The sequence below is a fragment of the Neoakkermansia glycaniphila genome, from assembly GCF_001683795.1.
In the GTDB taxonomy this organism is placed as follows: Bacteria; Verrucomicrobiota; Verrucomicrobiia; order Verrucomicrobiales; family Akkermansiaceae; genus Akkermansia; species Akkermansia glycaniphila.
Genome location: NZ_LIGX01000032.1, coordinates 111,842 through 124,036 on the forward strand (window position 1 = coordinate 111,842; position 12,195 = coordinate 124,036).

The 12,195-nt window shown below is 60.5% G+C and carries 11 protein-coding genes; 1 reads left to right on the plus strand and 10 read right to left on the minus strand.

All coding sequences use genetic code 11. The annotated features are described in order from the left end of the window. Positions 1-9: 9 nt before the first annotated feature. Genes AC781_RS09270 through nuoD form a run of 10 tightly spaced genes read right to left on the minus strand, consistent with a single transcriptional unit; the run spans position 10 to position 11,263 of the window. Positions 10-1,464 carry a complex I subunit 4 family protein gene (locus AC781_RS09270; RefSeq protein WP_067777005.1) on the minus strand — a complete coding sequence of 485 codons (1,455 nt, stop codon included), beginning with the start codon at positions 1,462-1,464 and terminating at the stop codon, positions 10-12. Positions 1,465-1,485: 21 nt separating this feature from the next. Further along, positions 1,486-3,327, minus strand: a complete 1,842-nt coding sequence (nuoL, locus tag AC781_RS09275) for an NADH-quinone oxidoreductase subunit L (protein WP_067777008.1) — start codon at positions 3,325-3,327, stop codon at positions 1,486-1,488. A 15-nt stretch (positions 3,328-3,342) separates the two neighbouring features. Then, positions 3,343-3,654: an NADH-quinone oxidoreductase subunit NuoK gene (gene nuoK, locus AC781_RS09280; RefSeq protein ID WP_067777011.1), complete on the minus strand. Its 312-nt coding sequence runs from the start codon at positions 3,652-3,654 to the stop codon at positions 3,343-3,345. Between the two features lie 22 nt (positions 3,655-3,676). Further along, positions 3,677-4,324, minus strand: coding sequence for an NADH-quinone oxidoreductase subunit J family protein (locus tag AC781_RS09285; RefSeq protein ID WP_067777014.1), 648 nt, complete (start codon positions 4,322-4,324; stop codon positions 3,677-3,679). A gap of 10 nt (positions 4,325-4,334) precedes the next feature. Then, positions 4,335-4,901 (minus strand): 4Fe-4S binding protein, encoded by a 567-nt coding sequence (locus AC781_RS09290; RefSeq protein WP_067777017.1) that lies wholly within the window; start codon positions 4,899-4,901, stop codon positions 4,335-4,337. 20 nt (positions 4,902-4,921) lie between these two features. Next, a complete protein-coding gene (locus AC781_RS09295; RefSeq protein WP_067777020.1) occupies positions 4,922-6,190 on the minus strand; it encodes a complex I subunit 1/NuoH family protein in 1,269 nt (422 codons plus the stop codon). A gap of 32 nt (positions 6,191-6,222) precedes the next feature. Beyond that, complete coding sequence (locus AC781_RS09300) at positions 6,223-7,959, minus strand: NADH-quinone oxidoreductase subunit G (RefSeq protein ID WP_067777023.1); 1,737 nt, start codon at positions 7,957-7,959, stop codon at positions 6,223-6,225. A gap of 22 nt (positions 7,960-7,981) precedes the next feature. Beyond that, positions 7,982-9,385 carry an NADH-quinone oxidoreductase subunit NuoF gene (gene nuoF / locus AC781_RS09305; RefSeq protein ID WP_067777026.1) on the minus strand — a complete coding sequence of 468 codons (1,404 nt, stop codon included), beginning with the start codon at positions 9,383-9,385 and terminating at the stop codon, positions 7,982-7,984. 21 nt (positions 9,386-9,406) lie between these two features. Beyond that, positions 9,407-9,988, minus strand: coding sequence for an NADH-quinone oxidoreductase subunit NuoE family protein (locus AC781_RS09310; RefSeq protein ID WP_083076894.1), 582 nt, complete (start codon positions 9,986-9,988; stop codon positions 9,407-9,409). A gap of 33 nt (positions 9,989-10,021) precedes the next feature. After that, positions 10,022-11,263 carry an NADH dehydrogenase (quinone) subunit D gene (nuoD, locus tag AC781_RS09315; protein ID WP_067777029.1) on the minus strand — a complete coding sequence of 414 codons (1,242 nt, stop codon included), beginning with the start codon at positions 11,261-11,263 and terminating at the stop codon, positions 10,022-10,024. 210 nt (positions 11,264-11,473) lie between these two features. Between nuoD and AC781_RS09320 the strand changes: the two genes are divergently transcribed. Then, positions 11,474-12,193 carry an FHA domain-containing protein gene (locus AC781_RS09320; protein ID WP_067777032.1) on the plus strand — a complete coding sequence of 240 codons (720 nt, stop codon included), beginning with the start codon at positions 11,474-11,476 and terminating at the stop codon, positions 12,191-12,193. Positions 12,194-12,195 lie beyond the last annotated feature (2 nt).

Here is a 12,195-nt window from a genome sequence, read left to right on the forward strand (position 1 = left end):
GATGATGGATTACGCGAAAAAGCCGAGGATGGATGCAGGATACATGCCGAAGAGGACAAGCATGGCCGCAAGGAAGATGGCTGCGGCGCGATCGGAGGCTGTGAGCCCTGCCGCACGGTCGGAGGCGCGGGAGAGGTCGCCCTGGAAGATGTTGCGGTAGGCGCGGAGCATGTAGATGGCGCTGATGACGAGGCCCCACAGGGCAACGATCGTCGCGATTTGCACGGGGCCGAGTCCGAGGCAGCACTTCGTGATGTCCGAGGCGGACCAGTCGGCGAAGCCGGAGAAGAAGATGCAGAGTTCGCCGGGGAAGTTGGCGAGGCCGGGGAGGCCGATGGAGGCCATGCCCGCAAGGCCGAAGAGGAAGGCCATGACGGGGAGTTTGCCGCCGAGGCCGCCGAGCGCGCCGATTTCCAGCGTGCGGGTCTGGCTTTCGATCTGTCCGCAGAAGAGGAAGAGCAGGGCGATGGAGATGCCGTGCGCCAGCATCAGGAGGGCGGCTCCCTTGACGGCCCATTCGTTGTGGCCGTTGGCGGCGACGAGTGCGGCGAAGGCAAGGAAGATGTAGCCCATGTGCATCACGGAGGAGTTGCCGAGGAGGTAGTCCAGCCGTTTCTGGTTGACGGTGACGTAGCCGACCCAGATGATGTTGCCGAGGAGGCAGATGAGGAGCAGGTTGTTCCATCCGGCGAAGATGTCGATCTTGTTGCCGAGGACGGAGGCGAACATGAAGAGGCCGTAGAGGCCGAATTTCTTCAGTACGCCAGCATGCATCATGGCGACGGGTGTCGGAGCCGAGGCGTAGGCCGGGGCTGCCCATGAGTGGAACGGGAAGAGGGAGACGAGCGTGCCGAAGCCGACGAGGAGCAGTCCTGCGATGGCATGGCCGTATTCGAGCGGGGCTCCTGCGGCTACCGAGGCGGCGATGCCGGAGAAGGTGTAGCCGAGCTGGGAGCCGAGCAGGATGAGGCCGACGAGCAGGACCATGGAGGCGGCTCCGAGGTACAGGGTGGCTTTCCATGCGATGGTGCGGCGGTCTCCGCGGCCGAAGAAGCCGATCATGACGAAGGTCGGGATCAGCGCCAGTTCATGGAAGGAGAAGAAGGCGATGATGTTGTCCGAGAGGAATGCGCCTGTGGCTCCAGCCGAGATGAGCAGGGCGGAGTTGTACCACGAGGCCTTGGAGCCTTCGGGAGCCTTCGTGCCGAGTACGGTGGCGAAGGTGACGAGTAAGGTGAGGATCAACATGATTTTGGCAAGTGCGGGCGCCAGCGTCAGTTGAAGGGATACTCCGCCGATTTGCGTCCAGAAGGAAGTATCGGCAGCATCGAATCCGGAAACGGCCCAGATGCCGAGGCCCAGGGTCAGGACGGCGCTGAGGATCGCCGTCGGACGTGCGGGAGCTTTTGCCAGCCCGATCAGGGCTGCGGCCAACATGGGGATGAGTATAAGCCAGATAAGCATGGTGTGAGTTCGTTTGTGAGGTTAGATGCGGGAGAAGACCATGAGATAGACGATGAAGAGAATGCCGAGTCCGAAGATGAAGGCATAGCCTCGCAGGTAGCCCGCCTGCATGCGGCGGACGAGGTTGCCGATGCCCGCGACGATGCGGGCTGCTCCCTGGACGATGAGGCCACCGATGATGAATTGGTCGAAGAAGTCGATGATGGTGGCGAGGGTTCCCTGAATGCCGCGGATGAGGACTTTGTCGTAGAATTTGTCGATGTACAGGCGGTTGGCCAGCGCGCGGGAGATGGCGTTGTTCGCGAGCGGGTCGGTGTCGCGGCTGCGTCCGTAAACGGCGACGGCAAGGATGATGCCGAGGGCGAGTGCGCCGAGGGAGACGTAGAAGGCGAAGCCGGGTTCGAAGGCGTGCGCGTGGAAGCCGTTGAAGGGTACGAGCCGGTCGGCGACGACGCTGTAACCCGAGATGACGGCCATGACGGCAAGCAGGATGAGCGGAAGTGTCATGCACGGTGCGACTTCGTGGGCATGCCCTGCCTGTTCGCTGCGGGCGCGGCCCTTGAAGACGACGAGGACGAGGCGGAGCATGTAGAAGGTGGTGAGGCATGCGACGCCTGCACCTACCCAGAAGTAGAAGGGATTGTGCTCAAGGGCGGCATCGAGGGTGGCTTCCTTCGAGAAGAATCCGGAGGTGCCGGGGATGGCGATGAGGGCGGCGGTGCCGAGGATGAAGCAGAGGGCGGTGATTTTCATTTTGCCGCCGAGGCCGCCCATTTTCCAGATGTCCTGTTCGTGGTGGCAGGCGAGGATGATGGCGCCGGCTCCGAGGAAGAGCAGGGCCTTGAACCAGGCATGCGTGAAGAGGTGGAACATGGCGGCTTCGCCGGAGCATACGCCGACGGCCATGACCATGTAGCCGAGCTGGGAGAGGGTGGAGTAGGCGAGGATGCGCTTGATGTCGTTCTGCTGGGTGGCCATGAGCGCCGCGATGACGGCAGTGATGGCGCCGACGGCGGTGATGACTTCCGAGGGAAGTCCGGCAAAGGCTTCGACTCCGATGGAGGTCTGTACGCGGACGAGCATGTAGACACCGGCGGCGACCATGGTAGCAGCATGGATGAGGGCCGAGACGGGGGTCGGGCCTTCCATGGCATCCGGAAGCCAGACGTGCAGCGGGAACTGGGCGGATTTGCCGACCGCGCCGCAGAAGAGGCAGAGGATCATGGCGGCGAGGGCGAAGGCGGGTACGCCTGCGGGGACGGCCATGTTGTCGAAGGAGAGTGTGCCCATCATGCCCCATGCGATGAGGATGCCGATGAGGAATCCGTAGTCGCCGACGCGGTTGGTGATGAAGGCTTTTTTGGCTGCATCGGCGGCGGCGTTTTTCTTGTACCAGTGGCCGATGAGCAGGTAGGAGGAGAAGCCGACGAGTTCCCAGTAGATGAAGGTCATCGCCAGGTTCGTGGAGAGGACGATGCCGGTCATCGAGAACATGAAGATGCTGAGGGCGGCGAAGTAGCGGCCCTTGGCGGAATCATCCTTCATGTAGCCCCACGAGAAGATGTGGACGAGGAGGCCGATGCCGGTGACGAGGACCATCATGCGGATGGCGAGGTCGTCCAGCATGCAGCCGATGTCGATGGAGGCCGTTTTGGAGATCGGTATCCAGGTGAAAGAGAGCGTTTCCGCAGCACGGGCAGCCGCATCTTCCTGCAGCAGGAGGATGGAGAGCGCGAAGGTGATGAGGGCCGAGAGTGTGGCCGTGAGGGCTGCGATGTTCCCCTTTTTGGCGAGCAGGAGCCAGTTGATGGCGGCAACGGCAAGCGGCAGGAGGAGCAGGATCCAGGTGATGTTCAGGTCCATGTTGTGTGGCGGGGGTTAGTCTTTCAGGACGGTCATGGCTGTGCTGTCCACCGTGCGGCGGGCGCGGTACATGGCGACGATGAGCGCGAGGCCGATGGCGACTTCTGCGGCGGCGATGGCGAAGACGAAGAGGGCCATGATCTGGCCGTCATAGACGGGGAGTCCGTCCGTGCCCTGTGCGCGGGAGAATGCGATGAGGGAGATGTTCGCGGCGCTCAGCATCATTTCCAGACACATGAATACGACGATGATATCGCGACGGATGATGACGCCCGCGAGGCCGACGGCAAAGAGCAGTCCCGAGAATATCAGATAATGAGCTAACATAGTCTTGAAGGTGTATTGGCGGTTAGTCTTTCCTGTCCGGACGGCGGCAGAGGACGACTGCGCCGATGGTGCCTACGAGGAGGATGAGGCCGAGGAGTACGAATTGGTAGTTGTATTTTCCGAAGAGGGTCTGGCCGAGCATGGTGGTGTCTGGGAAGTCTCCTTCCTTGAGTTCCTTGAGGACGGCAGAGTCCTTGCGGAATTGTTCGGCGTGTTTGGCTGCATAGGCCTCGGGATCGATCTTGGGCAGTTTGCCGGCGTAGGCGTTTTGTTCGGATTTGTCCTGAATCTTGGCGGGGCAGCAGGCGGCGGGGCAGTCGCGGCCGCCCGGCAGGTTGAGCGTGACGCTGGTGACCATGCCGGCGAATGCCGCGGCGACGCAGGAGGCGACGCAGCAGATGAGCCATCCGCGGCGGCCCTTTTCTTCTTTCTTCACGTTGAGCAACATGATGATGAAGAGGAAGAGCACCATGATCGCGCCTGCATAGACGAGGATTTGGATGATGCCGAGGAAGTGTGCTCCGAGGCCGAAGAGGACGGCAGCCGTCATGGCGAACGAGACGGCCATGCACATGGCGGAGGAGACGGGGTTGCGGAGGGCGACGACGAGGACGGATGTCAGCAGCGCCAGCCCGGCGAAGAGGTAGAACAGAATGTCGCAGAGTTCCATGGCTGTGTTTTTATTTGTATTGGTTCCACTTGTTGACGAGACCGCGTTTGGTGCCTCCCATTTCGTAGAGGCGGGCTTTGTCGTTTTTGCCGTCTTCGCGGGTTTCCGGCGTGATGAGGTATTCCTTGGTCAGGAAGATGGCCTGTTCGGGGCAGACTTCCTGGCACATGCCGCAGTAGATGCAACGGAGCATGTCGATTTCGAATTCGACCGGTCCTTTTTCGGGTTTCTGGTTGGATGCGTCCGCCGGAAGCGTGCCGGGTTTGATGGTGATGGCGCGGGGCGGACAGATGAATTCGCAGAGCTGGCAGGAGACGCAGCGTTCGCGGCCGTCTTCGCCACGGACGAGGGCGGGCGCGCCTCGGTAGTATTCGGGGAGGTGTTTGTCCCAGCGGTGTTCGGGGAACTGCATGGTGACGCCTATGCCGGAGCCGCCGAGTTCCTTTTTATTGCGGGATTTGCCGAGCAGGGCGAGTACAAGGTGCCTGAGCGTGATGCAGAGACCTTGCCCCAGTGCCTTCAGGTAGATCCTGTCCAAGAGGGAGAACTTGGGGCGTTTGATCGGAGTGTAGGACATGTGTTGTTGCGGTTGGAAGCTTATTGGACGAAGTAGAGGATGGCGGCCGTCAGGAAGATGTTGACGACGGCGAGTTCGAAGAAGACGAGCCAGCCGAGCTTCATGACCTGGTCATAGCGGAAGCGGGGCAGCGTCCAGCGCACCCAGACGAAGAAGTAGCAGAAGAAGAGGAGTTTCAGCAGGAAGGCTATGAACTGGAAGAGGACTGCCCACCACTGGCCGAGGTTGTCGGCGCACCATGCATCGAGGCCGAAGCCCATGGACCAGCCTCCGAGGAAGAGGGTGATGACGAGGGCGGAGCCGACGACCATGGCGGCATATTCACCCATGAAGAAGAGGGCGAATTTCATGGAGGAGTATTCCGTGTGGTAGCCGCCGACGAGGTCGGTTTCGCATTCGGCCATGTCGAACGGGGTTCGGTTGGCTTCCGCGAAGATGGAGGTGAGGAAGATGATGAAGCTGATGGCGATGGGGATGAGGAGGATCCAGCGCTGTTCGGAGAGGCCTTCACCCCAGAGCGGGAGGAGCATCCAGCCGTTGTCGGCCTGGTACTGGACGATGTTCTGGAGGTTGAGGTGGCCGTAGATCATCAACAGGGGGATGATGGAGAGGCCCATGGAGATTTCGTACGAGATCATCTGGGCGGAGGCGCGGACGCCGCCAAGGAAGGGGTACTTCGAGTTGGAGGCCCATCCGGCGAGGGTGAGGCCGTATACGGAGATGGAGGCGAGGGCGAATATCCAGAGGAGGCCGATGTCGAGGTTGGCCACGCACATGGAGATGTTGCCGTATTTGGTTTCGACTTCTCCGGCAAGGGGGAGGACGGCGGCGGTGACGAGCGGCGGAGCCAGGACGAGTGCCGGAGCGAGCCAGAAGTAGAATTTGCGGACGAAGGGCGGCGTGAAGTCCTGCTTGAGGAAGAGTTTGGCGCCGTCTACCGCGGGCTGGACAAGGCCGAAGATGGGGATGTCCTTGTCGAGGCGGAAGTATTTGAAGATGCCGGCGAGGCGCCCGTCATGCGGGAATCCGAAGAAGTCCAGCACTTTGACAAAGGGTATTTCCTTTTTCGATCCGAGTGAGCGGATGATGGTGAGCGGGATGCCCGCGCGGTTGGGTCCCGGGCGGTCCTGAATGAGGCCCGCGACGCGGCGTTCGATGAACACGCAGATCGGGATGAAGATGATGACGACGGCAAAGCATACGACGAGCTTGATGAGGGTCGTGATGCTGTAGAACCAGACGGGGTTGCTCAGCAGATCGTCGAAGAATTGGCAAATGGCTTCAATCATGGTCGTTTTCGTTCAGTCTTGTTCCTGTGTACTTATTTCTTCGCACGTTCGCGTTCGATGAGGGGGATGGTGACACCCGTTTCGATGAGCTGTTTGCCTTCGTTGTCGATGGCTCCCCATGTGAGGCCCGCAAAGGCTTCGTTGTTACGGGCGAGGAGGAGGAGGACGTCCTGTGCGGAGGCGCAGGCGGCAAGTTCGGGGTTGTCGCAACCGAGCATGAGGGTGAGGTCGCGCAGGATCTGCCAGTCGTCACGGGCTTCGCCGTGGGGCATGATGGCGCGGTTGAGTCGCTGGATGCGGCCCGTGACGTTGATCATGGTGCCATATTTTTCGACGAAGGTGACGCCGGGCAGGACGATGTCTGCCTGCCGCGCGGTGTCGTCGGCGGTGTGGCCGACGGTGAGGAGGTAGTCGAGTTTGCCGAGGTCTTCGGCAGTGAATCCGGCTTCCTGCGTGAGGTCTTCGCCGAGGGCGATGATGGAGGTGATGCTGCCGTTGCGGACTCCTTCGCGGATGGATTTGAGGGAGTAGCCCGGGCGTTTGATGCCGAGGACGAGTTTGGCTCCGTTGGTGTTCGGGTTGCGGTCGTCGCTGATGAGCATGTCGTCGTTTTCTCCCTTGCGCGGGACGATTTCGACGGCATCGGTGCCGAGCTGGTGAGCCAGCTGGGAGACCATGTAGAGTTCTTCGTCGGTCATGCGCGCAGAGGCGATGATGGCGAGGTTTTTCGGCGAGATTTTCTTCAACTGTTCGGCGGCCAGCGAGAGGGCTGCATCCCATGTGGAGCCGCGGTGCGGTGCGCCGATGTCCGTGCGGACGCAGGGTTGCGTGAGCCGCTGGTCGGAGTTGATGTATTTGTAGTTCAGGCGGTGGGAGTCGGGCATCCAGCAGGAGTTGACTTCGTCGTTCTGCCTCGGGGTGATGCGGTAGACGGTTTCTTCACGCGTCCAGACGTTGATGTTGATGCCGGTGCCGCAGTTGACGTCGATGGTCGGGGTGCTCTTGAGGAACCATACGCGCATTTGGAAGCGGAAGTCCTTGGAGGTGAGCGCGCCGACGGGGCAAAGATCGACGGTGTTCATGGAGTAGTTGTGGTCGAGCTGGCGGCCCGGGAAGATGGTGATGCGGTTTTCGGTGCCGCGTTGGGACATGCTGAGGACGGGGTCTTTGGCGATGTCGCGCATGAAGCGGACGCAGCGGCCGCAGAGGACGCAGCGTTCCTGGTCGAGGTTGATGCGCGGGCCGATGTCCATGTTTTTGCCCTTTTTGGTTTTGGACTCGGTGAAGCGGTGGTATCCCTGGCCGTAGTCGTTGGAGAATTCCTGCAGTTTGCATTCGCCAGCCTGGTCGCAGATGGGGCAGTCCAGCGGGTGGCTGGTGAGGAAGAATTCAAGGACGCCGCGGCGGGCTTCCGAGGTGACTTTGCCGGTGGTGCGGATGCCCATGTTTTCGCATACGGTGTTGGCGCAAGCGATGATGGGGCGGGGCATCCACTGGATGGGAAGGTAGCCGTCTTCGTTGTAGCAGGGGGCGTGGCCCGGAGCGAGGCGGGGCGGCATGCCCTGCTCGACGAGGCACATGCGGCAGGAGCCGGAGATGGCGAGTTTCGGATGGTAACAGAAGCAGGGGACGGCGACGCCTACGGATTTGCAGGCATCGGCGATGCGCATGCCTTTGGGGAATTGATGCCATGTGCCGTTGATCTGGACATTGACCTTACCTTGTGCGGCAGCGATGTCCTTCGGCAATGATGTGGGAGTGGTACTCATGTTGTGGCAGGAAGGTGGCGGGTTATTCGCGGACGAGGTATTGGGCGGCGGCCTTGGCTTCCGGTGTGTGGGGAAGGAGGGCGTTGATGGGTTTGGTCAGGGCGAGGAATTCTTCGCGGAATTTGGCGACCATGGCTTCGGTGGGCCATGATGCTGCTTCACCGAAGGCGCAGACGGTTTTGCCTTCGATCTGGTAGGCGACCTGTTCGAGAAGGTCGACGTCTTCCGGGGAGGCTTCACCTTTGAGCATGCGGTCGGTGAGTTTGAGCATCCACGGGCAGCCTTCGCGGCAGGGAGTGCACTGGCCGCAGGATTCGTGGGCGTAGAATTTGTTGAGGTTGTTGAGCATGGCGGGCATGCTGCGGGAGTCGTCCATGACGATGACGCCGCCGGAACCGGCCATGGAGCCGTATTGGGCGATGGAGTCGAGGTCGAGCGGTACGTCGAAGATGGTGAGTTCGCGGATGGTGCCGTCTGCATTGCGTCCTTTCAGGACTTCATCGCAGCGCATGACTTTGGAGGAGGAGCCGCCGGGGATGATGGCCTTGAAGGTGCGGCCTTCTCTGGGGCCTCCGCAAAGGTCGTACAGGAGTTCGCCGAAGGTGATGGAGCCGGAGACGATTTCGTAGTAGCCGGGTTTTTTCACGTCGCCCGATACGCCGATGATGCGGGTGCCGGGGGAGCGTTGTGCGCCGATCCGGCTGTAGGCCTCGCCGCCCATGTCGATGATGTGTTTGACTTGGCAGAGGGATTCGACGTTGTTGACGATGGTGGGGCAGCCGTAGAGGCCGATGGCTGCGGGGAAGTAGGGGGGCTTGATGCGCGGGTAGGGGCGCACGCCTTCGATGGAGTTGATGAGGGAGGTTTCTTCACCGCAGATGTAGGCGCCTGCGCCGCGCTGGACGATGATTTCGAGGTCGAAGCCGGAGCCGCAGATGTTGCTGCCGAGGAAGCCTTTCTGTTTGGCGTCTTCGAGGGATTTGACCATGAGTTTGGCCGCTTCCGGGAATTCTTCGCGCATGTAGATGATGCCGAAGTGGGCACCGACGGCGTAGCACGAGATGATCATGCCTTCGATTAGCTGGTGCGGGTCCTGATGGACGACGTAGCGGTCCTTGAAGGTGCCGGGTTCGGATTCGTCGCAGTTGCAGACGAGGTAAACGGGCTTGGTGTTGCCTTTCGGGATGAACGTCCACTTGACGCCGGTGGGGAAGCCTGCGCCGCCACGGCCGCGGAGGCCGCTTTTCTTGACTTCGTCGATGACTTGCGCGGGTTCCATCTTGAGGGCCTTTTTCAAGGTTTCGTAGGCTCCGTCCTTGATGGCGGTTTCGATGGAGGGGTCCCAGTCGGCACGGTCCACATTTTTGAAGATGCGGCGCGTTTCCTTGGGGTGAGGTTCCTTTCCGGGCTTGTAGGTGATGCTCATGGTCGGTGGAAAGTGAAGGGGTTACTTGCCCGCGTAGGTGCTGATGAGGTCGTCGGCCTTGTCGGGGGTGACGAGGGAGTGGGTGTGGTCGTTGACCATGACGGAGGGGGCGAAGCCGCACTGGGCGAGGCATTCGACGAATTCGATGCTCCAGAGGCCGTCCGGGCTCACACCGATAGGGTTGTCGTGGTTGATGGCTTTTTTGTCGATGCCGACTTTTTCGCAGAGCGTGTCGAAGAGGTCTTCGCTGCCGGCCATGGCGCAGGAGAGGGTGCGGCAGACTCGGATGTGGAATTTGCCGGGGCAGCTCTGGCGAAGGCCGGGATAGAAGGTGACGATGCCGATGACGTGGGCAGGGGTGCATCCGATCTGTTCCGCAACCCAGATGACTGAGTCTCCGCAGATGTAGCCGAACCTTTTCTGGATTTCATGCAGGATCGGGACGGCGGCGGACTGGGCCTTGCCTTCGGGGTACAGCGAGATGATGCGTTTGGCTTCGGCCGTGAGTTCGGGCGTGACGCGGAATTTCTCGTAATGTTGTTCGCCCGGGCTGGGTTTGTGCTCGACGATGGCGTCGAAGTTGTTGGCGGGAGATTCGGACATGATGCAGTGAGATTGGTGGAGGAGTTCGGTTGTTTAGCGGTCGCATTCGCCTTGCACGAAGTCGAAGGAGCCCAGAATGGCGGGAATGTCGGATACGAGGTGGCCGGGGATCAGTTCGGGCAGCACGGAGAGGGAGCAGAAGGAGGGAGAGCGCACTTTCATGCGGTTCGGGATGCCGCCGCCCTTGGAGTCGATGAAGAAGCCGAGTTCACCTTTGGGATTTTCGGCGGCGAAGTAGACCTGGCCCGCAGGGGCATCCACGCACATGGTGGAGACCATGAATTGGCGGATGAGTTCCTCCATGCCGGTCATGACGGCCTGTTTTTCCGGGAGAATTCCTTTGTCCGTCTGGACGTTGATGGGGCCGGAGGGCATTTTTTCGCAGACCTGGCGGACGATGCGGACGGATTGGCGCATTTCTTCGGCGCGTACCATGAAGCGGTCGTAGCAGTCGCCGTGTTCGCCGATGGGGATGTCGAAGTCGTAGTTTTCGTAGCCGAGGTAGGGGTTGGTCTTGCGGAGGTCGCGTTTGACGCCGGATGCTCGGAGGTTCGGGCCGGTCATGCCGTACTGGAGTACCTGTTCCTTCGTGAGGGTGCCGACGCCGACGAGGCGGTCGACGAAGATTTTGTTTTTGAGCAGCAGGGCCTGGATTTCGTCGATGGTTTTTTCGCAGCTGTCGCAGAAGGCGAAGATTTCCTTTTCAAGTCCGGCAGGGAGGTCGCGGGTCTGGCCGCCGATGCGGGTGTAGGAGGATGTGAAGCGTGCGCCGCAGATCTGTTCGTAGAAGTTGTGCACTTTTTCGCGTTCTTCGTAGCAGTAGAGGAAGACGGTCATGGCGCCTACGTCCATGGCATACACGCCGACGCCGAGGAAGCAGGAGGAGAGGCGGGAGAGTTCGCAGCACAAGACGCGGAGGGCTTTGCCCCGTTCGGGAAGTTCCCAGCCCATGAGTTTTTCGACGGCGCAGGCATAGGCGATGTTGTTGCTCATCGGCGCGAGGTAGTCGAAGCGGTCGGTGTAGGTGACGAACTGGTTGTAGTGGATGCTTTCACCGATTTTTTCCATGCCGCGGTGCAGGTGGCCGACGACGGGGTCGCACTTGGTGACGACTTCGCCGTCGAGCTCCAGAGCCAGACGAAGCACGCCGTGTGTTGCCGGGTGGGACGGACCCATGTTGAGCATCATCGTTTCGCTCAGATTATCAACCTTGTTCGACATGTAGTCCAGTGCCGCTGTAGCATCGGGGACGGAAAGAATGGTGCTCGTCTTCATATTTCCAGGCGCGCTCTTTGTGAGCAAATTTGTGCGGAGACATTTAACAGGAGAAGGAGGGGGACTGCAAGTCTAAAGTCGCCTTGGAAGGTTCTTTTCTCGGGTGCCACGAAAGGTTTTCTGCGGCTTCCACGTATTTTTTTCGTCCTTTTTTCAACTTTATGGTTGAAGTATGTGTCCAAATTCCTACAATTCGCTTATCTCTCCTCTATGGGTTCCACGACATCCATTACTCATTCGCTTACGACTGCGCTGACGGAAGAAGATTCCGTGAAGGCGCGGTGTATGCTGCTGACGAAGCAGGCGGAGCGGCTTGAGGCGGCGGTTATGGCTTTCCGGAATGAGGTGGAGGAGCTGCGGCGCAGTCTCGGCAGCCGGAATACGACAGGCCCGGAGGCTCAGACGCGGTTGAAGGTTCCGGTCGGGAAGCGTGCGGAGACGACCAATTCCGCATCCAATGATCCAATTTATCTGCGGCCGCTGGCCAAGCGCGATTATTTGCGTACGAAGTGGAAGCTCGGCAAGGGGTTGCCTTCCGCCATGACGGCGACGCAGGAGATTCCGATGCTGCCGCCGCGCGCTGACGATTTGCGTTCGGTGACGGGGCATTTGAAGCTTTCCGGCATGTTGCTGGACGGGCAGAACTGGGAGTCGGTGACGGCTTTGTCGCAGATTGCCGTGTCTCAGGGAGCGATTATCGGGCGCGATTCGGCCGTGTGCCTGATCCGTGTGCCGGATTCCGGCGTTTCGCGTCAGCATGCGAAGTTGTTTTATTCGGCTCAGGGGCTGACGATCCAGGATCTCGGTTCCAAGAACGGTTTGTCCGTCAACGGTGTAGCCCTGACTCCGGAAGATGCTCCCCGCCATTTGTCGCGTGGGGATATTATTGATCTCGGCGATGTGTCGCTGTTGGTGGATATGACGGCCTGACG

Excerpts from the sequence above, each read along its gene's own strand:
- nuoD (WP_067777029.1), bottom strand. The coding sequence starts at position 11,263 with ATGAAGACGAGCACCATTCTTTCCGTCCCCGATGCTACAGCGGCACTG.
- AC781_RS09320 (WP_067777032.1), top strand. The coding sequence starts at position 11,474 with ATGGGTTCCACGACATCCATTACTCATTCGCTTACGACTGCGCTGACG.
- AC781_RS09285 (WP_067777014.1), bottom strand. The coding sequence starts at position 4,324 with ATGGAACTCTGCGACATTCTGTTCTACCTCTTCGCCGGGCTGGCGCTG.
- nuoF (WP_067777026.1), bottom strand. The coding sequence starts at position 9,385 with ATGAGCATCACCTACAAGCCCGGAAAGGAACCTCACCCCAAGGAAACG.
- AC781_RS09295 (WP_067777020.1), bottom strand. The coding sequence starts at position 6,190 with ATGATTGAAGCCATTTGCCAATTCTTCGACGATCTGCTGAGCAACCCC.
- nuoK (WP_067777011.1), bottom strand. The coding sequence starts at position 3,654 with ATGTTAGCTCATTATCTGATATTCTCGGGACTGCTCTTTGCCGTCGGC.
- AC781_RS09290 (WP_067777017.1), bottom strand. The coding sequence starts at position 4,901 with ATGTCCTACACTCCGATCAAACGCCCCAAGTTCTCCCTCTTGGACAGG.
- AC781_RS09300 (WP_067777023.1), bottom strand. The coding sequence starts at position 7,959 with ATGAGTACCACTCCCACATCATTGCCGAAGGACATCGCTGCCGCACAA.
- AC781_RS09270 (WP_067777005.1), bottom strand. The coding sequence starts at position 1,464 with ATGCTTATCTGGCTTATACTCATCCCCATGTTGGCCGCAGCCCTGATC.
- AC781_RS09310 (WP_083076894.1), bottom strand. The coding sequence starts at position 9,988 with ATGTCCGAATCTCCCGCCAACAACTTCGACGCCATCGTCGAGCACAAA.
- nuoL (WP_067777008.1), bottom strand. The coding sequence starts at position 3,327 with ATGGACCTGAACATCACCTGGATCCTGCTCCTCCTGCCGCTTGCCGTT.